At 62.0% G+C, this 21,903-nt stretch carries 19 protein-coding genes; 9 read left to right on the top strand and 10 right to left on the bottom strand.

Annotated elements, in window-relative coordinates:
* Positions 1 to 210 precede the first annotated feature (210 nt).
* The 6 genes from paaK to paaF form a co-directional block, all read right to left on the bottom strand.
* Positions 211 to 1,536: a phenylacetate--CoA ligase PaaK gene (gene paaK / locus PG5_RS02740; RefSeq protein WP_020795549.1), complete on the bottom strand. Its 1,326-nt coding sequence runs from the start codon at positions 1,534 to 1,536 to the stop codon at positions 211 to 213.
* A gap of 98 nt (positions 1,537 to 1,634) precedes the next feature.
* Positions 1,635 to 2,846, bottom strand: a complete 1,212-nt coding sequence (gene pcaF, locus PG5_RS02735) for a 3-oxoadipyl-CoA thiolase (RefSeq protein ID WP_020795548.1) — start codon at positions 2,844 to 2,846, stop codon at positions 1,635 to 1,637.
* Positions 2,839 to 3,288: a hydroxyphenylacetyl-CoA thioesterase PaaI gene (paaI, locus tag PG5_RS02730; RefSeq protein ID WP_020795547.1), complete on the bottom strand. Its 450-nt coding sequence runs from the start codon at positions 3,286 to 3,288 to the stop codon at positions 2,839 to 2,841. The genes pcaF and paaI overlap by 8 nt, the downstream gene beginning before the upstream one ends.
* Entirely contained in the window at positions 3,281 to 4,798 is a 1,518-nt protein-coding gene (gene paaH, locus PG5_RS02725; RefSeq protein WP_020795546.1) for a 3-hydroxyacyl-CoA dehydrogenase PaaH, read from the bottom strand. Before paaH ends, paaI begins: the two co-directional genes overlap by 8 nt.
* A 3-nt stretch (positions 4,799 to 4,801) precedes the next feature.
* Complete coding sequence (gene paaG / locus PG5_RS02720; protein ID WP_020795545.1) at positions 4,802 to 5,593, bottom strand: 2-(1,2-epoxy-1,2-dihydrophenyl)acetyl-CoA isomerase PaaG; 792 nt, start codon at positions 5,591 to 5,593, stop codon at positions 4,802 to 4,804.
* 39 nt (positions 5,594 to 5,632) lie between these two features.
* Positions 5,633 to 6,406 (bottom strand): 2,3-dehydroadipyl-CoA hydratase PaaF, encoded by a 774-nt coding sequence (gene paaF / locus PG5_RS02715; protein ID WP_020795544.1) that lies wholly within the window; start codon positions 6,404 to 6,406, stop codon positions 5,633 to 5,635.
* Positions 6,407 to 6,755: 349 nt separating this feature from the next.
* On the opposite strand from paaF, the gene paaY reads away from it, so the two are divergent.
* From paaY to feaR, 3 genes are all read left to right on the top strand, one after another.
* The gene (gene paaY, locus PG5_RS02710; protein WP_020795542.1) at positions 6,756 to 7,352 is read left to right on the top strand and encodes a phenylacetic acid degradation protein PaaY; all 597 of its coding nucleotides are present in this window, start codon (positions 6,756 to 6,758) and stop codon (positions 7,350 to 7,352) included.
* A gap of 168 nt (positions 7,353 to 7,520) precedes the next feature.
* A complete protein-coding gene (gene paaX, locus PG5_RS02705) occupies positions 7,521 to 8,444 on the top strand; it encodes a phenylacetic acid degradation operon negative regulatory protein PaaX (RefSeq protein WP_020795541.1) in 924 nt (307 codons plus the stop codon).
* A gap of 85 nt (positions 8,445 to 8,529) precedes the next feature.
* Entirely contained in the window at positions 8,530 to 9,444 is a 915-nt protein-coding gene (gene feaR, locus PG5_RS02700) for a transcriptional regulator FeaR (protein WP_020795540.1), read from the top strand.
* Positions 9,445 to 9,632: 188 nt separating this feature from the next.
* Here feaR and tynA read toward each other — a convergent pair whose 3' ends face one another.
* The 3 genes from tynA to PG5_RS02685 all read right to left on the bottom strand — a co-directional run bounded on the left by tynA (position 9,633) and on the right by PG5_RS02685 (position 13,060).
* The gene (tynA, locus tag PG5_RS02695; protein WP_020795539.1) at positions 9,633 to 11,921 is read right to left on the bottom strand and encodes a primary-amine oxidase; all 2,289 of its coding nucleotides are present in this window, start codon (positions 11,919 to 11,921) and stop codon (positions 9,633 to 9,635) included.
* Between the two features lie 147 nt (positions 11,922 to 12,068).
* On the bottom strand, positions 12,069 to 12,740 hold the full coding sequence (locus tag PG5_RS02690) for a DUF3313 domain-containing protein (RefSeq protein WP_020795538.1): 672 nt from the start codon (positions 12,738 to 12,740) through the stop codon (positions 12,069 to 12,071).
* Entirely contained in the window at positions 12,740 to 13,060 is a 321-nt protein-coding gene (locus PG5_RS02685) for a hypothetical protein (protein ID WP_020795537.1), read from the bottom strand. The genes PG5_RS02690 and PG5_RS02685 overlap by 1 nt, the downstream gene beginning before the upstream one ends.
* A 120-nt stretch (positions 13,061 to 13,180) precedes the next feature.
* Between PG5_RS02685 and PG5_RS02680 the strand changes: the two genes are divergently transcribed.
* The 5 genes from PG5_RS02680 to PG5_RS02660 all read left to right on the top strand — a co-directional run bounded on the left by PG5_RS02680 (position 13,181) and on the right by PG5_RS02660 (position 19,444).
* Positions 13,181 to 13,930, top strand: a complete 750-nt coding sequence (locus tag PG5_RS02680) for a response regulator (RefSeq protein WP_050511638.1) — start codon at positions 13,181 to 13,183, stop codon at positions 13,928 to 13,930.
* The gene (locus tag PG5_RS02675; RefSeq protein WP_020795535.1) at positions 13,927 to 15,318 is read left to right on the top strand and encodes an ATP-binding protein; all 1,392 of its coding nucleotides are present in this window, start codon (positions 13,927 to 13,929) and stop codon (positions 15,316 to 15,318) included. Before PG5_RS02680 ends, PG5_RS02675 begins: the two co-directional genes overlap by 4 nt.
* Positions 15,319 to 15,403: 85 nt before the next feature.
* Positions 15,404 to 15,904 (top strand): sigma-70 family RNA polymerase sigma factor, encoded by a 501-nt coding sequence (locus PG5_RS02670; RefSeq protein WP_020795534.1) that lies wholly within the window; start codon positions 15,404 to 15,406, stop codon positions 15,902 to 15,904.
* 40 nt (positions 15,905 to 15,944) lie between these two features.
* Positions 15,945 to 16,928: a FecR family protein gene (locus PG5_RS02665; protein ID WP_020795533.1), complete on the top strand. Its 984-nt coding sequence runs from the start codon at positions 15,945 to 15,947 to the stop codon at positions 16,926 to 16,928.
* A 98-nt stretch (positions 16,929 to 17,026) separates the two neighbouring features.
* Positions 17,027 to 19,444 carry a TonB-dependent receptor gene (locus tag PG5_RS02660; protein ID WP_020795532.1) on the top strand — a complete coding sequence of 806 codons (2,418 nt, stop codon included), beginning with the start codon at positions 17,027 to 17,029 and terminating at the stop codon, positions 19,442 to 19,444.
* Between the two features lie 45 nt (positions 19,445 to 19,489).
* Here the strand turns inward: PG5_RS02660 and PG5_RS02655 are convergent, their stop codons facing one another.
* On the bottom strand, positions 19,490 to 20,641 hold the full coding sequence (locus PG5_RS02655) for an MFS transporter (RefSeq protein WP_020795531.1): 1,152 nt from the start codon (positions 20,639 to 20,641) through the stop codon (positions 19,490 to 19,492).
* A 166-nt stretch (positions 20,642 to 20,807) separates the two neighbouring features.
* On the opposite strand from PG5_RS02655, the gene PG5_RS02650 reads away from it, so the two are divergent.
* Positions 20,808 to 21,800, top strand: coding sequence for a DeoR family transcriptional regulator (locus PG5_RS02650; RefSeq protein WP_042955215.1), 993 nt, complete (start codon positions 20,808 to 20,810; stop codon positions 21,798 to 21,800).
* The last annotated feature ends 103 nt before the right edge of the window (positions 21,801 to 21,903 follow it).

Genomic DNA, 21,903 nt, shown 5'->3' with positions numbered 1-21,903 from the left:
TGGGATGAAAGGTTGGTTTTTTGGGGTGAGCCTCTGTGGCGAGGGGATTTATCCCCGTTGGTCGCGGAGCGGCCCAGGAGAATGGGACTGCTGCGCAGTCCAACGGGGATAAATCCCCTCGCCACAGAGGCTCGCTCCCACAGGTGCATGCAGGGCGGTGAAGGGGCAAAAAAAAGCCCCGCATCAGCGGGGCTTAAAGGGGTGCAGCAGTCATGCTTTAGGGCGTTTATCGACGACGTGGCAGGCTTTGCCCTCGGATCGCTTGATCGAATGGAAAGGCTGCAGGACGATTCGCGAACTGATCCCGATGTAGGTCTTGATGTGTTTGCCGAGCTCCCCGCAAACGGCCTTTTGCTGTTCTTCGCTCAGGTGCTGGTGCTCGGCCTTCAACTCGACATGCACATCAACGCTGTCCAGGTTGCCGTTGCGATACAGATGGATCTCGTAGCACTCGGAAAGCTGTTTGATTTTCAGTACTTGCTCCTCGATCTGCGTCGGGAACACGTTGACCCCGCGGATGATAAGCATGTCGTCGCTGCGCCCGGTGATCTTGTCGATCCGCCGCATCGGCCGCGCAGTGCCCGGCAGCAGGCGCGTCAGGTCGCGGGTGCGATAGCGGATCATCGGCAGCGCTTCTTTGCTCAGGGACGTGAACACCAGTTCGCCCATCTGCCCGTCCGGCAGCACTTCGCCGGTGACCGGGTCGATGATTTCCGGGTAGAAGTGGTCTTCCCAGATGGTCGGGCCGTCCTTGGTCTCGGCGCATTCCATGGCGACACCGGGCCCCATGATTTCCGAGAGGCCGTAGATGTCGAGCGCGGTGATGCCCAGGCGTTGCTCGATGGCGCTGCGCAGCTCGGCGGTCCATGGCTCGGCGCCGAAGATGCCCAGGCGCAGGGCCAGTTTGTGCGGGTCGATGCCCTGGCGCTCGATCTCGTCGGCGATATTGAGCATGTAGGACGGCGTGACCATGATGATGTCCGGCTGGAAATCCTTGATCAGCTGCACTTGTTTTTCGGTCTGGCCGCCGGACATCGGGATCACCGTGCAACCCAGGCGTTCGGCGCCGTAGTGTGCACCGAGGCCGCCGGTGAACAGGCCGTAGCCGTAGGAGATGTGCACCTTGTCGCCACGTCGGCCACCCGCTGCGCGAATCGAACGCGCCACTACGTTGGCCCAGGTGTCGATGTCGTTCTGGGTGTAGCCGACCACGGTCGGTTTGCCGGTGGTGCCGCTGGATGCGTGCAGGCGCACGATGTCATGCATCGGCACGGCAAACATGCCGTAGGGGTAGTTGTCGCGCAGGTCGGACTTGGTGGTGAAGGGGAATTTCGCCAGGTCGTCGAGGGACTTGATGTCGTCCGGGTGCACGCCCAGGGCATCGAAACGCTGACGGTATAGCGGCACATTGTTGTAGGCGTGGTTCAGGCTCCAGCGCAGGCGCTCCAGCTGATGTTGGCGCAGCTCGTCGATGCTGGCGGTTTCCAGCGGGTCCAGCACGGGATCTAGCACGGCTCGGGCAATTGGCATGTTCATGTGTTCACTCGAATTGTTTTTGTGTCCAGTCCCTGCAGGCAGGGGCTTTGAGTGCATGCCCCAAGGATACCTCTCGGCTCCCCGGGAATCGCGATTCTTTAGTGGGGTAGACGCTCGATGATCAGCGCGATCCCTTGGCCGACGCCGATGCACATGGTGCACAGGGCATAGCGGCCATTGCGCTCCTCCAGTTCATGCAGGGCGGTGGTGACCAGGCGTGCGCCGCTCATGCCCAACGGGTGGCCCAGGGCGATGGCGCCGCCGTTGGGGTTGACCCGTGGGTCGGTGTCGCTCAGGCCCAGTTCGCGCAGGACGGCCAGGCCCTGGGCGGCAAAGGCTTCGTTGAGCTCGATCACGTCCATGTCCGCCAGGCTCAGGTTTGCAACCTCCAGCACCTTGCGGGTGGCCGGGACCGGACCGATACCCATGATGCGCGGCTCGACGCCAGCGGTCGCCATCGCCACCACCCGGCCACGAGCGATCAGGCCGTGGCGTTTGGCCATTTCGGGGCTGGCCAGCAGCAGCGCGCAGGCACCGTCGTTGACGCCCGAGGCATTGCCGGCGGTGATGCTGCCGCCTTCACGGAACGGCGTGCCCAGTTTGGCCAACTGCTCAAGGGTGGTGTCGCCGCGTGGGTGCTCGTCGTGCTCGACCACTTTGGCCGGGCCTTTGCGCTGGGGAATTTCCACCGCGACGATTTCTTTCGCCAGGCGTCCGTTGGCCTGGGCAGCGGCGGCGCGTTGCTGGCTGCGCAGGGCGAAGGCGTCCTGATCGGCGCGGGAGATATTGAACTGTTCGGCAACGTTCTCTGCCGTTTCCGGCATGGAGTCGATTCCGTACGTCTTTTTCATCAGCGGATTGACGAAACGCCAGCCGATGGTGGTGTCGAACATCTCGGCCGCACGGGAAAACGCCTGTTCGGCCTTGCCCATCACCAGTGGGGCGCGGGACATCGATTCAACGCCGCCGACCAGCATCAACCCGGTTTCGCCACTGCGAATCGCCCGCGCTGCGGTGCCGACCGCATCCAGCCCGGAGCCGCACAGGCGATTGAGGGTGGTGCCGGGTACGCTGACCGGCAACCCGGCCAGCAGTGCCGACATGCGTGCGACGTTGCGGTTGTCTTCGCCGGCCTGGTTGGCGCAGCCGTAGATCACATCGTCCACCGTGTTCCAGTCCACTTGCGGGTGGCGACGCAGCAGTTCGCGCAGTGGCACCGCGCCGAGGTCGTCGGCACGCACGCTGCTCAGCACTCCGGCGTAGCGGCCGATCGGGGTGCGAACGGCGTCGATGATCAGGGCGTCATTCATTGGGGGTCTCCTGCGCCAGCACCGGGCCGCGCACTTTGTAGGACTTGCCGTGGAACAGGGCGATCAACTGGCCCTGCTGGTTTTCAATGCGTACGTCGTAGTTGCCGGTGCGCCCGGAGCGGCTTTGCTCGATGCAGTCGGCATTGAGCGTGTCGCCCAGGCGCGCCGGGGCGATGTAGTCGATGCTGCAGCCGATGGCCACGGTGGCTTCGTTGTAGCTGTTGCAGGCAAAGGCAAATGCCGAGTCGGCGAGGGCGAACAGGTAGCCGCCGTGGCAGGTGCCGTGGCCCTGGACCATGTCTTCGCGCACGGTCATGCCCACGCGAGCGGAGCCTGGGCCGGCGGACAGCAGGCGCATGCCCATGGCCTGGCTGGCGTTGTCGCGCTGGAACAACGCTTGCGCGCAGTCGCTGGCCAGGTTCATCGCTTCGTGGTTAGTCATGGAAGTTTCTCCCTTCGGCTACGCGGCGGCGCAGCAGCAACGATGGCCGGTAGCGTTCTTCGCCATAAGCGGCTTGCAGGTTGTCCAGCGTATTGAGGATGTGCGGCAGACCCACGGCATCGGCCCAGGCCAGCGGGCCTTGGGGATAATTGACCCCGGCGCGCATCGCCAGATCGATGTCGGCGGCCGAGGCCACGCCTTGCAACAAGGCGTCGGCGGCCTCGTTGGCGAGCATCGCCACGGTGCGCAGGACGGCGAGGGCCGGGCTGTCGCTGAGCAGGCTGACCTTGAGCCCGGCCCGTTGCAGCAGTGCAACGCCTTGTTCGAGTGCCAGCGGATCAATGCCGGCTGCATGGCTGATAGCGATACGTTGGGCCTTGGCATAGTCGAACGCCAGATCCAGCAGAATCAGGTTACGCAACCCGTCTTCCCGGGCTCGCTGACAGGCCATGCGTCCGTCGCTCAGGGCCAGCACGGCATCACCTACGCGCAGCAAACCGCGGCCATCTCGCTGGAGGACTTCAACGCCTTGCTCTTGCAGGCGCCCGAGCAGGCCTTGGGCGAACCCCAGGTCACCCTCGACAGCGCAAACATCGACGGTCGCCGCACTGCTGATTTCAGCCGCTTGCGGGCGCTCGGCGCCTTGGGCGTAAGCGTAGAAACCCTGTCCGCTCTTGCGCCCCAGTCGTCCACCGTCTACCAGCTCTTTCTGGATCAGCGACGGCTGGAAGCGCGTGTCCTGGTAATAGGCATCGAACACCGAGCAAGTCACGGCGTAGTTAACGTCATGGCCGATCAGGTCGGTGAGCTCGAAGGCGCCCATGGCAAAGCCCCCGGCCTCGCGCATCAGCGCATCCAGGGTTGGGCAATCGGCGGTGCCTTCCTGCAGCAGGCGCAGGCTTTCGGCGTAGAAAGGCCGGGCCACGCGGTTGACGATGAAACCCGGCGTGGAGCGGGTGTGCACCGGTTTTTTGCCCCAGGCCTTGGCGGTGTCGTACAGGCACTCGGCCAAACCCGGATCGCTGGCCAGGCCCGAGACGATTTCCACCAGCGCCATGACGGGTGCCGGGTTGAAGAAGTGCAGGCCGAGCAGGCGTTGCGGGCGTTGCAGCTGCGCGGCAATGCTGGTGATCGACAGCGACGAAGTGTTGCTCGCCAGGATGCACTGCGCGCTGCAGATGCCTTCCAGCTGGCGGAACAACGCGCGCTTGACCTCGAGGTTCTCGACGATGGCCTCGATGATCAAATCGCAATCGGCCAGGGCTTCGATGGCTTCCACGGCCTGCAGGCGGGCGATGGTTGCGCTGCGCGACTCGGCGGGCAGCTTGCCGTTCTCGACCCGTTTGCCCAGTTGCCGGTCGATGCCTTCAATGGCCTGGGCCGCAGCGCCGGGGCGATTGTCCAGCAGCAACACCGAATGCCCGGCCTGTGCGGCTACCTGGGCAATGCCGGCGCCCATGGCACCGGCGCCGATCACGGCGATGCGTGCAGAAGTGTTCAATGCGCTCATGACTCAACGTCCCTTGAAGCTTGGGGTGCGTTTTTCCATGAAGGCGCCGACGCCTTCGCGGTAATCCTCGCTGCGCCCGGCCAGGCGTTGCAGGTCACGCTCCAGTTCCAGCTGTTCATCAAAGCTGTTGCTCATGCTGGCGTTCAGGCTGCGTTTGATCAGCGCCAGGCCGTAGGTCGGCTGGGTGGCCAGGTGTTGCGCCAGTTTCAACGCTTCGTCGCGCAGTTCGGCGTCTTCCACGCAGCGGTAGATCAGCCCCCATTGCTCGGCCTGTTCGGCGCTCAGGCGATTGCCGAGCAGGGCCAGTGCCTTGGCTCGGGCCATGCCGACCAGGCGCGGCAGGGTCCAGGTACCCCCGGAATCAGGGATCAGGCCGATCTTGCAAAAGGCCTGGATGAAGCTGGCCGAGCGCGCTGCCAGCACCAGGTCGCAAGCGAGTGGGATGTTGGCGCCAGCGCCAGCGGCCACGCCGTTGACCGCGCAAATCACCGGCATCGGCAAGTCACGCAGTTGGCGGATCAGCGGGTTGTAGAACTTCTCGATGGACTCGCCCAGGTCCGGTACGGCACTGCCTGGTGCGACATTGCGGTCGCTCAGGTCTTGTCCTGCGCAGAAGCCACGGCCTTCGCCGGTCAGCAGCAGCACGCGCACGTCGGGGTTCTGCCGCACCTGCTTGAGCGCCTCCTTCACTTCGCCATGCATCTGGGTGTTGAAGCTGTTGAGCTGATCCGGGCGATTGAGGCTGAGCAGGGCGACGCCGGCCTCGATGGAAAACAGGATGTGTTCGAAGTTCATGGTCTTGGCGCTCTCTAAGAGGTCGTACGAATTCATGGATTACTGGCCGGTGAAAGTCGGCGTGCGTTTTTCCTGGAAGGCGGCAATGCCTTCGTCGCGGTCGCGGGTGCCGGCCAGCACGGTGAAGGCGTGACGCTCGAAGCGCAGGCCGCTGGCGAGGTCGGTGTCCATGGCCTTGAGCAGCGCTTCCTTGGCCAGGCGTACCGCCAGCGGTGCCTTGGCGGCGATCTGGCGGGCAACCTGCAGAGCGCGATCGACAGTGAATTCAGGCTGGGTGACTTCGCTGACCAGGCCGGCGCGCTGGGCCTGGCGAGCGTCAATCGGCTCGCCGCTCAGGACCATCTGCATGGCCATGGATTTGCCGACGGCGCGCAGCAGGCGTTGGGTGCCACCCGCGCCGGGCATGATCCCGAGGTTGATTTCCGGCTGGCCGAAGCGCGCATCTTCGCCGGCAATGATGATGTCGGCGTGCATGGCCAGTTCGCAGCCGCCGCCGAGGGCGAAGCCGTTGACGGCGGCGATCAGCGGTTTGTTGAAGCGGGTGATGGCTTGCCATGAGGCCTGGCGCGGGTCATCGAGGATGCCGACCAGATCGCGCTCGGCCATTTCCTTGATGTCGGCACCGGCGGCGAAGGCCTTGCGGCTGCCGGTCATGACCACGGCACGGGTCTTGGGGTCGGCTTGGGCGATGCTCAACTCATCAGCCAGCTCACCCAGCAGCTGGGTGTTCAGAGCGTTCAGCGCTTGTGGGCGCTGCAGGGTAATCAGGCGTACGCCAGGCTCGATGAATTCGACGGCAAGGGTTTGAGGCATGGCGGATGCCCTCACGGTGAACGCTCGGCGCTGAGGCCGGCTTGTTATTGGATCGGCCGCAGGGGCCGGTTTTGCCGGAGTATACCTATAATGTGATACGTAAAATCAACATAAAAAACGAATTAATGTGTCCTATTGTCAGATTTATGATTTCTGAAGGTGGTCTGCATGAAGCAGAAAATTACGCTATGAGCATTGATTTTATTGGTGCTGTCGCGGGCTGTGGCGATTGAAATGCACCCCGTTGGAACGCCGCTATCAAGTGATACGCTTTTTAGTCTTTGTGCTGGTAAAAGCGATGTGATACAAAATAAGTCAATATTTGCATCGCTTTGCCAAGGAACCTCCCATGACCTGCTACAGCCTTGATGGCCTGACCCCGGTGGTTGACCCGAGCGCCTATGTGCATCCGTCCGCCGTGTTGATCGGTGACGTGATCATTGGCCCCCACTGTTATGTAGGGCCGCTGGCCAGCCTGCGCGGTGATTTCGGGCGGATCGTGCTGGAGGAGGGCGCCAACATTCAGGACACCTGCGTGATGCACGGCTTCCCCGACAGCGACACCGTGGTCGAGCGCAATGGCCACATCGGCCACGGTGCCGTGCTGCACGGTTGCCGGATCGGCGCCGACGCGCTGGTGGGGATGAATGCGGTGGTGATGGACAACGCACGTATCGGCCCGCGGTCTTTCGTGTCGGCGGCGGCGTTCGTCAAGGCCGGGTTCGAATGCCCCGAGCAATCATTGGTCATGGGCGCGCCGGCGAGTGTCAAACGCATGCTTAGCGATCAGGAAGTGGCGTGGAAGCAGGCGGGTACTCGTGAGTATCAGGAGCTGGCCAAGCGTTGCCTCACGCAAATGCAGGTGTGCGAGCCGTTGGCGGAGCCAGAGCCGGAGCGGCCGCGAATCAGTGACAGAGGCCTTCGACCGAAAGGCAATACCTTGTGAACACAATCCCCCTGTGGGAGCGAGCCTGCTCGCGAATGCGGTCTGACATTCAATATTGATGGTGACTGGTACACCGCTTTTACGAGCAGGCTCGCTCCCACAAGGGGATTTGCGATTAACAGGCAGGTTTTCGGTATATTCCTTTTCTTTTTTCAGCCCGGTACGCCCATGTCGTCCCTGATACCCTTGAACCATCTGATTACACGCTTTCAAGAGCAGACACCGATCCGTGCCAGTTCCTTGATCATCACCCTGTACGGTGATGCCATCGAACCCCACGGCGGGACCGTCTGGCTGGGCAGCCTGATCCAGTTGCTCGAACCGATCGGCATCAACGAGCGGCTGATCCGCACCTCGATTTTTCGCCTGACCAAGGAAGGCTGGCTGACCGCCGAAAAGGTGGGTCGTCGTAGTTACTACAGCCTGACCGGCACCGGTCGCCGGCGTTTCGACAAGGCGTTCAAACGTGTCTATAGCACCAGCATGCCGGCCTGGGATGGTTCCTGGTGCCTGGTGATGCTGTCGCAACTGACCCAGGACAAGCGCAAACAAGTGCGCGAAGAGCTGGAATGGCAAGGTTTTGGTGCGATTTCGCCGGTGGTGCTGGCCTGTCCGCGCAGCGATCGCACGGATGTCAACGCGACGCTGCTGGACCTCGGCGCCCAGGAAGAAACCATCGTCTTCGAAACCACCGCTCAAGACGTACTCGCCTCCAAGGCCCTGCGCCTGCAAGTGCGCGAGAGCTGGAACATCGAGGAGCTTGCAACCCACTACAGCGAATTCATCCAGCTGTTCCGGCCGCTGTGGCAAGCCCTGCGCGAACAGGAAAACCTGCAGCCAGCCGACTGCTTCCTGGCGCGGATCCTGCTTATTCACGAATACCGAAAACTGCTGCTGCGCGACCCGCAATTGCCGGACGAGTTGTTGCCCGGCGACTGGGAAGGGCGAGCAGCCCGGCAGTTGTGCCGCAACATTTACCGTTTGATCTACGCCAAGGCCGAGGAATGGCTGAACAGCGCACTGGAAACCGCCGACGGACCGCTACCGGATGTGGGCGAGAGTTTTTATCGACGGTTTGGCGGGTTGAAATAACCCGTCGACGGTCAGGGAGAGTCGCTGTTCAGGAGAACCTGTTGATTGACGTAGACAATAAAAATAAGCCTGCGTGAGGCCTGACATGATTTCTACAACCGCACAGCGCCAGGATGGGTTCGATCAGTGGATCCACCAGATCAACCAGATCTGTGGCGCCTTCAACGCCCAACCCCTGGGAACCGGCTTTGCCGGGCAGATTCGCGAACACCGCAGCGATGCCCTCAAGCTCAGCTTCGTCGATGCCTGCCAGGCGCGGCTGTACCGCACGCCGCAGGAAGTCGCGGCGGGCGAGGACGGTAAGTACTTTGCGGTGTTCCAGCTCGATGGCACCGCGGGCATGGCCCAGGGCGACGACAGGGTCCAGCTGTCCGCCGGGGACATCACGTTGATCGATGCTGCGCGGCCCAGCGACTTCACCTACAGCGAAAACTCCCGACAATTGTCGCTTATCCTGCCGTACCAACTGGTGGAGCAGACGTTGCGCTTCAACCAGGTCAAGTGCGGCCATCGGATTGCCGCGACATCGCCCATCGCCATGCTTTCGCACCGCTTGATCCTCGATGCCACGCGCCAGCAGAACCTCAGTCGCCAGGAAAGCGAGGCGACCCTGGAGGCGATTGTCAGCCTGCTGCGCCCGGCCATCAGCCAGAGCGACGATTGCACGGATCCGCACGAGCGCACCTTCCGCAAGACCCTGAGCGTCATCGACCAGCACATCCGCTGCGAAGAGCTGTGCCCGGAATGGCTGGCGCGGGAAGTCGGCATGTCGACCCGTGGGTTGTACCGGATGTTCGCCAAGAAAGGCCTGGTGGTGGCGCGCTACATCAAGAACCGTCGGTTGGACCTGTGTGCCGAAACCCTGCGTCAATCGGGCAAGGAACAGAAGTTGTCGGTGCTGGGGTATTCGTGGGGTTTTTCCGATTCGAGCTATTTTTCCACGGCATTCAAATCGCGCTTCGGCATTGCGCCGGGAGAATATCGCAAGCGGCATGCGTGATCGTTTTTCATGAACATTGATTAACCCTGTGGGAACCAGGCTGTGGCCAGGGGATTTATCTGTGGCGAGGGGATTTATCCCCGTTGGACTGCGCAGCAGTCCCTTTTTTTCAAGGGCCGCTTCGCGCCCCAGCGGGGATGAATCCCCTCGCCACAGCCCGCTCCCACAGGTTTTTGTGCCTTGCCTGGTTATTTCGGCGAGTTGAGATTCAGCGTCGGCGTTTCATCGAAGAAATTCCACGGTTTCAACAGCACATGCACCCACTCGGTCGGCATGATCGGCCATTCTTCGGCCCGGGCGATGTGGGTGGTGCCGGTGGTCAGCCAGACCACGTCGTCGGTGTTCTCGATGGAATGGTTATCCTGGGTGAATTGCCCCAGTCCCGAGTCCTTGTCCGAGCGGTTCGGGTATTTGCCTTCCGGGTACTTTTCCTCAGGGTTGTATTGCGTCACCCACAGCTGCTTGTCCATGAAGCTCAGGCGGTGGTACAGCCATTCGTCCGTGCCGAAGTTGGCGCCCTTGGCCACCGGGTGCGTGCCGCCGGCATAGGGAATCAGCTGGTACGACACCGGGTTGCCGACCTTGTTTTCCTTGCTCAAGTTGCTCAGCAGGCGCACGGTCGAGGGGTCGAACTTCTGCGCGGCCTGTTGTTCGGTGCTGACCACGCGGGTTTCGGTCTGCATGGTGCTGGTGCGCGGCCCGCCACGGTCGTTGGGCAGTACGACGGGGTTCACTTCCACCAGCGAGTTGCTTTCGCCGTCCACGTCCATGTCCAGGCGGAAGTTGTAGATGTGCTGGTGCGTGGTGCCGACGATGTTGTGATCGAGCAGGGTGCCGTAGCGCGTGTCTTCCTTGGCGGTTTCTTCGTGCATGGTTTTGGATTTCACACCCTTGACCGCTTCGATGCCGGTGGCGCCGGCGTCGATGCCGATGGTGCCGTTCTGCTGGAAGACCCAGTCGAAAATGTAGTCATAGTTGCCGACGGTACTGATCCAGCGCACCACCAGCTCACGCCGTTCGGTGCTGAGGTTGGGCTGGCCCATTTCCTGGTGTTTGTATTCCGGGCCGGCATAGCGCTCGAACACCGCCATGGCGCGCGGAATCGACGTCGGTGCGCCGGTGTAGTCGGCGATGGTGGCGTCCAGCAGCACGGCGTTTTCCGGGGCGTCTTTGCCACGGGCGATAGGCGAGGTCAGGGTGCCCATGCCGTAGTCGCCGGAATCCAGGTATGCCTTGAAGTACCAGCCGACATCCGGGTCGCCGTAAGGCACGATCATCCCGCCCAGGGAGCCTTCGTACATGATCTTGCGCTTCTTGCCCTTGTCGTCGTAGGTGACCGTGGACAGGATCGGGCCGACCCGCGAATCGAGGCGAACGTGGAAGTCCCAGTTCTGCCAGTGAATGCTATTGCCGGTGATGGTGTAGTTCTTGCCTTCGGGTTCGATGATTTCCAGCGGCTTGACCGCCACGCCCTTGCGCCCGCGTCCGTCGTAGGGCGTCGGTTTCATCGGGACCGGAACCAGCGCTTCGTCTTCGATCTTGATCAGTTTTTTCTGCTCCAGATCGACAATCGCCACCAGGCCCTCGATCGGATGCGCCCAGTAGTTGCCGTCATCGACATTGAGGTAGCTGACGATCTTCAGCAGGCGCTTGTCCTGGGCCAGCCCGTCCTTGCCGTCGAAGTAACCGACGGTCAGCGGCGTGGCGACGACTTTCTTCACATCGTTGATGCCGCGCTTGGCCAAGGCTTGCGCGTATTCGGGGCTGGTTTCGACAGCGGTTTGCACCGTGGCGAAATCATCCAGCAGCACCATGCCATGGGCGCCTTCGATGGGCTTCCAGGATTGCAACGCCTTGCCGTCGAGATCCACCAGCGCTTCGATCACGTGCTTGCCGTCCAGCACGACGATATTGGCCTGGCGCGGCTGGGTCACGTTTTGCCCGGTGTAGACGAAGTTCCACACCTGATCCTTCGGCGGCGCCTTGACCGAGACTTCGGTGAAGCGAAAGCCCGGCTTGTAGTGTTCCGATTGCTTGACGATGTCCACCGCCGCGGTGATTTCGTCCGCACTCAGGGGGTTGAGCGGGTTAGGACGGGTCTCTACCACAAAGGTCGTGTCCAGGCCGGACTGGAACACCTGGTTGATGAAGTCCTTGGACATGAAGGCGGTCTTGCCCTTGAACACCACGGGCACCGTCAGCTCCATGCGCTTGCCGTTGAGCATGGCCACTTTGCTGTCCGGCTTGACCTTGAGGTAGACACCGTCCTTGGCAATGGTGAACAGGTTCGAGTAGTCGTCCCATTTGACCGTGGCGCCAAATTCCTCGAGGCCTGCCTGCAGCGGCACCATTTCGGCTTGGCCGCCGTGGGCCTGGGCATTGTCCATGCACATGGGCAGGCCGAGGACGCTCAGGGAGATGGCCAGGGCGAGCCGGGCAAGCGGTGATCTTTTTGGCAGTGCTTTGGCGCTGGACATGGGTGCATTCCTGGGGAAAAGCCGGTGACTGGCATGCTTGCACTTTGCAACAGCCAGTCGAAACCTGCATTTGGATTCCTGCCAGATTGCTTTGACTGCCTGCCTGAATCAATTTTCCCCATTGGATCCCGATTGGCAAGCAGCCTTTTATTTATGCATCGCCAGGTACGACTTGCGCAGGTCGCTGGCCCAGCCGTCGAGCACGCCCTTGATGTTTGCCGTGGTGATGACCTGCTTGTCGTTCTCCAGCGGTATCCCCGTGCCCACGCGCACCACTTTGGCGACAAGGGTCCTGGTCTCGCCATCGAGAAAGGCAACCTCGGTGGCAATTTCACTGTCCTGGTCGCGGATCCCGGTGGCGGTGCTGACGCCTGCTGCAACCAGGGTGATCGGTAGCCATTCGTAATAGCGCAGGCTCTGGGTGCTGGCGCTCACTCGGGTGATTGACGGTCGCACGATCAGGGTCTTGGGCCCCGGGGTGGTGACCACGGTCAAGACCTTGCCCATCTCAAACTTGAGCACCGCATCGTAGTACCAGGTCGTGTCGCCGAGCGTGGTCTGTGGCAGGCGCTCGCTGGGTTTGGGCTGCGGGTAGTATTGGCTCGGTTCGATATAAACCTGGGTGTAGCGGTCGAGCTCAAGTTTGGGGTTTACCCAGCTCAGCACCGGTTGGCCTGAAGGTGACTGGTGCTCGGTCAAGGCGCTGTAGTCGTTCAGAAAGCCTGAATAGGTGTCCGGTGTTGCGACTTTTTTGTTGCTGCACGCCGAGAGGACGAGGGTTACAGCGGCCAATAGCGGCAGCGAGAAGCGCTTTCTCATCAAGGGATTCCTGATTGGAGGGTGGAGCCTGGCAGGTCTTCCGAGCATTCGATACGCAGATCGCCGTTGGCCATGATCCACTGGGTAAACTCGGCAATCGGCACGTGATGGATGTATTCCACCCAGTTGCTGGTGGTCGGGCTGTAGCGCTCGAAATAGCGGCGCAGCACGACCTGGGTCCGATCGTCGGTCAGTCCCAGGCACGATTGCTGGAATAGAATCGGCTCGTCTTGCCCTGGCGCACTGGTGCGCTGGTTGAGGATCACCGTGTGAGCGCTGTCGGTTGTCTCGGTTGCGTAGGAGCTGTTCGAACCCTGCATGGAAGACCTCATGAGTTGGAATTCGCGCAGGGTGCCGTAAGTGGGTTGCGACCGTATGTCCGATTGATGTCATGCAAGTAGAAATGTTGCTGGATTGAAATATATGACCCTGGCACCGGAATGGTTTTAGATACGCTCTTTTTTGGCCGTGGATCCCCGAACGTGAGCAGACTGCTGATCGTCGACGACGATGTGGAAATCCTGTCCCTGCTGAAACAGTTTTTTGTTCAGCATGCCTACGAGGTGGACTTGGCCACCCATGGTGAGGCCATGTGGGCGATGATCGAAAAGAACCGCCCGGACATCATCATCCTTGACCTGATGCTACCCGGCGAAGGTGGCCTGAGCCTCTGCCAGAAACTGCGGGCGCGGACGGATATTGCGATCGTCATGTTGACCGCGATGGGTGAACTGAGCGACCGCATTGTCGGCCTGGAACTGGGCGCCGACGATTACCTGACCAAGCCATTCGATCCTCGGGAGCTGCTTGCCAGGCTGCGTGCCGTGCAGCGTCGCGCTGGCGAGAAAAGCCCGGGGCTCGAGCCCTCGCGTCCGATCATCACATTCGCCGATTGGCACCTGGACATCACTTGTCGTGAACTGCGTTCGCCCGAGGGCGTGATGATTCCGTTGTCCGCGGGCGAGTTCGATTTGCTGCGGGTTTTTCTCGAGCATCCACAGCGCATTCTCACCCGGGAACAGCTGATCGACCTGGCGCGTGGCCAGGGGCACGATGCCTATGACCGCAGCATCGATGTGCAAGTCAGTCGACTGCGTCGCAAGATCGAGCCGGACAGCAAGCGCCCGGATCTCATTCGCACCGTGCGTAACGGCGGGTATATGTTCTGCGCCAAGGTGACCCGCTCATGATCCGCCGCCTGGTCGCTCGAATGGTTCCGCGATTAGTCCCGCGAATAGTCCCTCGCGATACCCTCAGGTCGCGCATTGCGCTGACAATCGTCGCGGCGATGCTCGCGTCCCTGGCCCTCAATGGCCTGTTCGTACAGCTCGCCGGAACCTGGGGCCGTCCGCCCATTGAGCGCACCGGCCTGCTCGAGCAAATGGCCGCGAATGTGCGGGTGATCGAGGCAGCGCCTGTGCCGTTGCGCTCGTCGTTGGCCTCTGCCGCCAGCCATCCGATGCTTGAGGTGGTTTGGCACGAACGGCGGGCCGACTTCCATCTGCCCCTGGGCGGTATGCAGGTGGGGCACGAACATTCGCCGCTGCAGCAATTGCTGGGTGATGTTCCCCGTGACATTCGAGTCTTCAACCCCGGCGACTGGCCGGACGAAAGCCCCCAGGCGCACTACGTGGCACTGGTTGAGCTACGCGATGGCAGCTGGCTGTCGTTCACCCCGCCGGAACGCAGCTGGGGGCTCGACTCCAGCGTACGGATCGCGATCATCATCGCCCTGGGGCTGGTGGCTACCCTGCTGGTCGCCTGGATTGCCACGCGACAACTGGCCAGTCCGCTGCAACGTTTTGCCAGCGCTGCACGGCGCTTTGGCGATGACCTGCGCGCGCCGCCGATCAAGATCGAAGGCCCCCATGAAATACGCCAGGCCACCATTGCCTTCAACACCATGCAGGCGCAGATCCGGCACTTTCTCAGCGAGCGTACGCAGATGCTCGCGGCCATCTCCCACGACTTGCGCGCGCCCCTGACCCGGATGCGTCTGCGCAGCGAATTCATGGACGACCTGGAACAGCAGCGCAAAATGGTGCGCGACATCGAAGAGATGCAAACGATGATCAACGCGGCGCTGGGTTTTTTCCGTGATGAAAGCCACGGGGAGCACGCCACGGCATTCGACCTTTCGGAATTGCTGCAAACGATCGTCGATGATTTTCGCGACCAGGACATCGTCGTCCACTTCACGGGTCCCGCCCACCTGGTGTACGACGGCCGCCCGCTCGGGATCAAGCGCGTGATCGTCAACCTGCTGGAAAACGCCGTGAAATATGCACATGAGCCGGCAATCGAGCTAAGGCGTGAAGGGCACATGGTCTGCATCGAAGTCAGTGACGATGGCCCCGGCATACCCGAGTCCGCCCTCGAACAGGTGTTCGATCCCTTCTACCGTCTGGAGACCTCACGCAACAGGGATACCGGTGGCGTGGGGCTGGGATTGTCTGCTGCGCGGGCGATCGTTCGAGAGCAGGGTGGGGAGCTGACACTGCGCAATCGCACCGGCGCAGGGCTGGTGGCGCGTGTGGAACTGCCGGGTACTCGCGGCGCGAAGGCTAATATGCGTTAGCCTTCGCGCCGCTCAGCCGCAAACCGTTGCCTTGGGTTAATAGGAAGCATTACTATTCACGTCCTCGTCTCCACAGCACACCGCAATGACCCCCAAGCTGCCCCGCAGACACGGCTTTTTCGAGCATTACGAAGAGTTGATTGGCACCTGGACCCGTCGCCTGAGAAACCGTCAGCAGGCCGAGGACCTGGCCCACGATACCTTCGTGCGCGTGCTCGAGTCGGATTCGGCGGCGGTGCAGCAACCCCGGGCCTATCTGCACCAGACTGCGCGCAACATCGCGGTGGACGGTTATCGACGTGAGGATCGACGGAGTGCCATGGAGTCAGGGGCAATTGATCTCAGTGTGTCGTCGTCCGGCGACCCGGAGCATTACATGCAGGCGATCCAGTTGGCTGACTCCATCGAGCGGGCGCTCACCGAGCTGCCGGTCAACTGCCGCAAGGTGTTTGTCTGGCAGAAGATCGAGGGCTTGACCCAGGCTGAAATCGCCGAACGCCTGGGGCTGTCCAGGAACATGGTGGAAAAGTATATGATCCGCACCCTGCGGCATCTGCGCGACCGCCTGGACGGGTTGCAGTCATGATGCGGTGTGGTTATTCATCCCCGGCTCAACAGGAACTTCCATGATGGATACTCGTGATTGTGCGTGCGGGCAAACAACGGTTCGCGATGAAGCGGCGCGCTGGTTCGTGCGTTTGCAGGAGTCCGTCGTCGATGTCGACGCGCAACGCCAATTCGAACGCTGGCTGAATGAACACCCTCAACACCGGGACGAATTCAGGTTGCTCCAGGGCCTGTGGACAGCCGTCGACCTGGTGCTGGCGGCGCGTCTGCGGGCGTTGTGCGAAGAAACACCGTCACGCAGCAAACGTCGACCGATATTGCGCTATGCAGTGGTCGCCAGTGTGTTGGCGGTGGCAGTTGGCTTGGGCCTGTCCAACGGGTTGAAGCAACCGTCGCCTTACACGGCCGAGTTTTCCACAGCCCTGGGCGAGCGTCGCCAGGTAGCCTTGCCCGATGGTTCGATGGTCGACCTGGACAGCCGCAGCCGGATTCAGGTGCGCTTCGAAAAGCATCGCCGCGCCATTGAGCTGAGCGAAGGCGAGGCGATGTTCAGCGTCCAGCATGACAGCCGTCGGCCCTTTGTCGTTGAGGCGGGGAGTGGCAAGGTCACGGTCACCGGAACCCGCTTCGATGTACGCCGGGGCAGCGCCGAAACCCGGGTCGTGGTGGAGCAGGGCACGGTCAAGGTGCAGGGGCGCGATGCCGCCGCCGATGATTTCATCAGCTTGACCGCGGGTCTCGGTACCCATGTCGATGCCGGGGGCAAGGTCGCTGTGGCCTATCCGGTCAACCCGGCTGAACTGACGGCCTGGCGCAACGGCAAGCTGGTGTTCAACAACGCCAGCCTGGCCGATGTCGCCGAACAGGTCTCGCGTTATCGCGAGAAGCCGCTCAAGGTCGGCAATGCCGCAGTGGGCAATCTGCGCCTGACCAGCGTGTTCAAGTCTGACAACACCGACGCGTTGCTCAAGGCCTTGCCGAGCATCCTTCCGGTGGCCGTGCGCACGCTCGATGACGGCAGCCAGGAAATAATTTCAAAATAAAATTCAGGTTTTTTTCGAGTTCAGCGTCTTCCTGTTCAACTGCAACTGGTTTGCATTAACAAGCGCACACTTTTGCGATCTTCAGGACTACGTTCGACGTGAAAAAAACCATCGCTAAAAACAACAATTCCCCTTGGTTGCCGCTGGCCCTTGCACTGGCGGTCAACCTGGCGCTGCCCCAGGCATTCGCTGGAGAGGCTATCCGCATCCCGGCGCAACCTTTGGGGCAGGCCCTGAGCCAGTTGGGCCAGCAAACGTCGCTGCAGGTTTTTTTCAGTCCTGAACTGGTGGCCGGCAAGCAGGCCCCGGCAGTGGATGGCAATATCTCGCCGGAAGAAGCGCTGCGCCAGTTGCTGCAAGGCAGCGGCCTGCAATACCAGATCAACGAAGGCTCGGTGACGCTGCTACCGGCCCCTGCGGCAGATGGCCCGCTGGAGCTGGGCATGACCGACATCAAGGTGGTGGGCGACTGGCTCGGTGATGCCGATGCCGCGGTGGTGCAGAACCACCCCGGCGCCCGTACCGTGATTCGCCGCGAGGCCATGGTCGAGCAAGGCGCGATGAATGTCGGCGACGTATTGAAGCGCGTGCCGGGTGTGCAAGTGCAGGAGGCCAACGGTACCGGTGGCAGTGATATTTCTCTGAACGTCGGTGTTCGCGGGCTGACTTCGCGCCTGTCGCCACGCTCGACCGTGTTGATCGATGGCGTGCCGGCGGCCTTCGCCCCCTATGGCCAGCCGCAGTTGTCCATGGCGCCGATTTCCTCTGGTAACCTCGACAGCATCGACGTGGTACGCGGCGCCGGCTCCGTGCGTTATGGGCCGCAGAACGTGGGTGGGGTGATCAACTTCGTGACCCGTGCGATCCCGGAACAAGCCTCGGCTGAAATCGGCAGCACCCTGGAAACCTCCCAACACGGTGGCTGGAAGCACATCGATACGCTGTTCGCCGGCGGTACCGCCGACAACGGCATGGGCATGGCGCTGTTGTATTCCGGGGTGAACGGCAACGGTTATCGCAAAAGCAACAATGGCAATGACATCGACGACGTGATTCTCAAGACGCACTGGGCGCCGACCGATGTGGATGACTTCAGCCTCAACTTCCACTATTACGATGCCAAAGCCGACATGCCCGGCGGCCTGACCCAGGCCCAGTATGACGCCGACCCGTTCCAGTCCGACCGCGACCACGACAACTTCAGTGGCCGCCGCAAGGACGTGTCGTTCAAGTGGATTCGTCAACTCGACGACCGCACCCAGGCCGAAGTGCTGACCTACTACTCCGACAGTTTTCGTGGCAGCAACATCGCCGCTCGCGACCAGAAGACCCTGGGTTCGTTTCCGCGCACCTATTACACCTATGGCATCGAACCGCGTGTGTCCCACGTGTTCGACGTCGGCCAGACGACCCAGGAAGTCAGCGTCGGTTATCGCTACCTGAAAGAAGGCATGCACGAAGAAGCCAGCCGCCTGGCGCTGGTCAACAACGAGCCGGTCGCGCGTCCGGGGTCGGACGGCCATGTGTACCAGGACCGTACCGGGGGTACTGAAGCCCACGCGGTGTATGTCGACAACAAAATCGATGTCGGCAACTGGACCATCACTCCGGGTGTACGTTTCGAACATATCCAGACCGAGTGGCATGACCGCCCGGTGCTCGACACTGCAGGCAAGCCAGTGCAGGAAAAACGCCGCAGCATCGAGAGTAACGAGCCGCTGCCGGCGCTGAGCGTGATGTATCACATGTCTGATGCCTGGAAACTGTTCGCCAACTACGAAACCTCGTTCGGCTCCCTGCAGTATTTTCAGCTCGGCCAGGGTGGCGCAGGTGACGAAACGGCCAATGGCCTGGAACCGGAAAAGGCCAAGACCTACGAGCTCGGTACGCGCTACAACGATGAGGTGTGGGGCGGTGAAGTGACGCTGTTCTACATCGACTTCGATAAAGAGCTGCAATACATCAGCAACGATGCGGGCTGGACCAACCTCGGCGCTACCACGCACCGGGGCATCGAGGCATCGGTGCACTACGACATGGCGGCGCTGGACCCACGGCTGGCCGGTCTTACCGCCAATGCCGGCTACACCTACACCCGCGCCGTCTATGAAGGAGAGATTCCGGACTTCAAGGGGCGTGACCTGCCGTTCTACTCGCGCCAGGTAGCAACCGCTGGCCTGCGCTACGACATCAATCGCTGGACCTACAACCTGGATGCCTTCGCCCAGTCCAAGCAACGCTCCCCCGGCGTGGCGGTGAATGCTGACGGTAGCTTCAGCAACAACTACATCACCGAAGGCACAGCGGATGGGCAGTACGGCGACATTCCGGGCTACGTCACCTGGAACGTGCGCGCCGGCTATGATTTCGGTCCGCAGGTGTCGAACCTGAAGCTGGGGGCCGGGGTGAAAAACATCTTCGACAAGCAGTACTTCACCCGCTCCAGCGACAACAACGCGGGCATGTACGTCGGCACGCCGCGCACGTTCTTCGTGCAGGCCAGCGTCGGGTTCTGAGAGACCGGGGTCGGAACGCCGCCGGGTGGCGTTCCGACGATGCTTTTAAACCTTCAACACTCTCCCGCCAATCGCCACCGCCAGCAGCAACAGCGCCATCAAGCCGAAGGCAAAACTCAAGCTGGCGGCATGGGCGACAAATCCGATCACCGCAGGCCCTGCGAGTATCCCCGCGTAACCCAAGGTGGTAATGGCCGGCACGGCGATGCTTTGCGGCATCACGGTCTGCTTGCCCACCGCGGTATACAGCACTGGGACGATGTTCGAGCATCCGGCTCCCAGCAGCGCATAGCCCGCCAGCGCCGCTTCCCAGCTGGGGGCGAACGTGGCCAGCAGCAGACCGGCCGCCGCCGCCGCCCCACCGAAGACAATGACCCGCGTTGCGCCCAGGCGACGCACGATGGCGTCACCGGTCAACCGGCCCACCGTCATGGTCAGTGCGAAAGCCGCGTAACCCAGGCCGGCGTAGGCCTTGTCGATGCCGCGTTCCTGCACCAGGAACACCGCGCTCCAGTCCAGGGCGGCACCTTCGGCGAGGAACACGATGAAACACATCCCGCCGATAAACAGCACGATACCGTGGGGAACAGCGAAGGCCGGCCCCGAACTTTCGCTGCCATAGGGCAGCATGTGCGGGGCAGCCTTGAGCAGTGCGACCAGCAGCAACACGATGACCACCAGCATCGCCCCCAGTGGCGCAAGCCCCAGGCCGAGCAGCGCACTGACGCCCGCCGCGCCGACGATTCCGCCCAGGCTGAACAACCCGTGAAACCCCGACATCATGTTTTTGCCACTGGCGCGCTCGACGATCACCGCCTGCAGGTTCACCGTCGAATCGACGGTGCCCAGGCCCGCGCCGAACATGAACAATGCGCCAATCAAGGCCGGAATCGACGATACCGTGGCCAGCAAAGGCAACGCGGCACAGATCAGCAAGGTGCCACCGGTCGCCACTTTGCGGCACCCGAAGCGCGTGGCCAGGATTCCAGCTATAGGCATCGCCAGTATCGAGCCCACACCGAGGCACAGCAGCAACAAACCCAGGGTGCCTTCGTCCAGCCCGGCCCGCGCCTTGGCATAGGGCACCAGCGGCGCCCACGCGGCGATGCCGAACCCGGCGATGAAAAAGGCGACGCGCGTGGACATCTGTTCCAGGCGCCCTGGCACGAATGAGGTCTGGGTGTTGAGGTTGGTCATATCAATCCTTGGAAAAATCGTCGCGTCTGCAACTGACAGTGATCAGGCCCTGAGGGTTCGCTCAGCGTCCGTGATCTGGCACGCCCACAGGCTGACATCCTTGCACAGCCAGACGGTGTTTCGCGATATGTTGTGCCAGAACCAGATGTCCAACAGGGAGGGCGCCATGGCGCGGATGTACGATGCACGGGGCAATATCTACAACGTGGTGGCGCCCGAGGCGCTGCGCCAGCAGGGCATCGACGTGCCCGATCAGGCAGACCGCGCCGCTCAAACTCGCGAAGACTGGGCGCTGGCCGCCATCGAAGCGTGCTGTGCCTGGGCGCCCGGCACGCAACCGCCGGGCAGCAAGGATCATTGCAGCGACGGTTTGCTGGTCGGGCCGTTTCAGTCATCGCCGCCCTTTGACCTGTTGATCGTCAACACCGACGGCACACTGGCCGAGCGCAGCGGCAACGGGCTGACGATTTTTTCCCAGGCGTTGAGCGATCAGGGACTGTTTCCGAGCGATGAAGCCTGCGTACTCAGGGTACATCACGACAAATCCGACACACCCTCGCCGGGGCAAACATCGGTGAAAGCCGCGCAAGTCGAGGGTGCGCAGGGTTTCTGGCTAGACCTGGGCCAGCCTGGCTTCGGGCCATCGGCGGTCAGTGCCGTTGACGTTGAAGCTGTGCAGTTGAACGGCCGTGAGCTCAGCCACGTGCGTCAGTTGTCAGCACTTAATGGCGCCTGGTCGCGCAGTCAGTTTGCCAGGGTCGGCAATCCGCATTGCGTGACGCTGGTGGACAGTGCCGAGGCCTTGCCGGGCAATGAGCAGATGAGGCAATCGCCATTGGCCGAGGGACTGATGCGGATCGCCTATGCGATGCCTGCAGGTGCAGGTAAACCCTGTCCGGCAGGGATTAATCTGCAATGGGCGATGCGTGAGTCCGAAGGTCATGTTGTCGCGCGGGTGTTCGAGCGCGGGGAAGGGCCGACGGCGTCCTCGGGGACGAGTGCGTCGGCGGTGGCGTGTGCGGCGTGGCGGGTAGGTTGGGTGAGTGCCGGCGAGGTGAAAGTGGTAATGCCGGGTGGTACGGCGCCGATTTTGCTGGAAGAGGAGCAGGGGGAGCTGAGTCGGGTCAGCCTGTTTGGTACGGCTCGATTAGTGAGGTGAATTTGAGATCGCCTTCGCGAGCAGGCTCGCTCCCACAGTAGTTTTTTGTCGTTCACAAAACTGTGGGAGCGAGCCTGCTCGCGAAGGGGTCAGTCCAATCACA

The organism is Pseudomonas sp. G5(2012) (assembly GCF_000408945.1).
Taxonomy (GTDB): Bacteria; Pseudomonadota; Gammaproteobacteria; order Pseudomonadales; family Pseudomonadaceae; genus Aquipseudomonas; species Aquipseudomonas umsongensis.
Note: the sequence above shows the minus strand (reverse complement) of the source record. Positions and strands in the feature narration are given on the sequence as shown.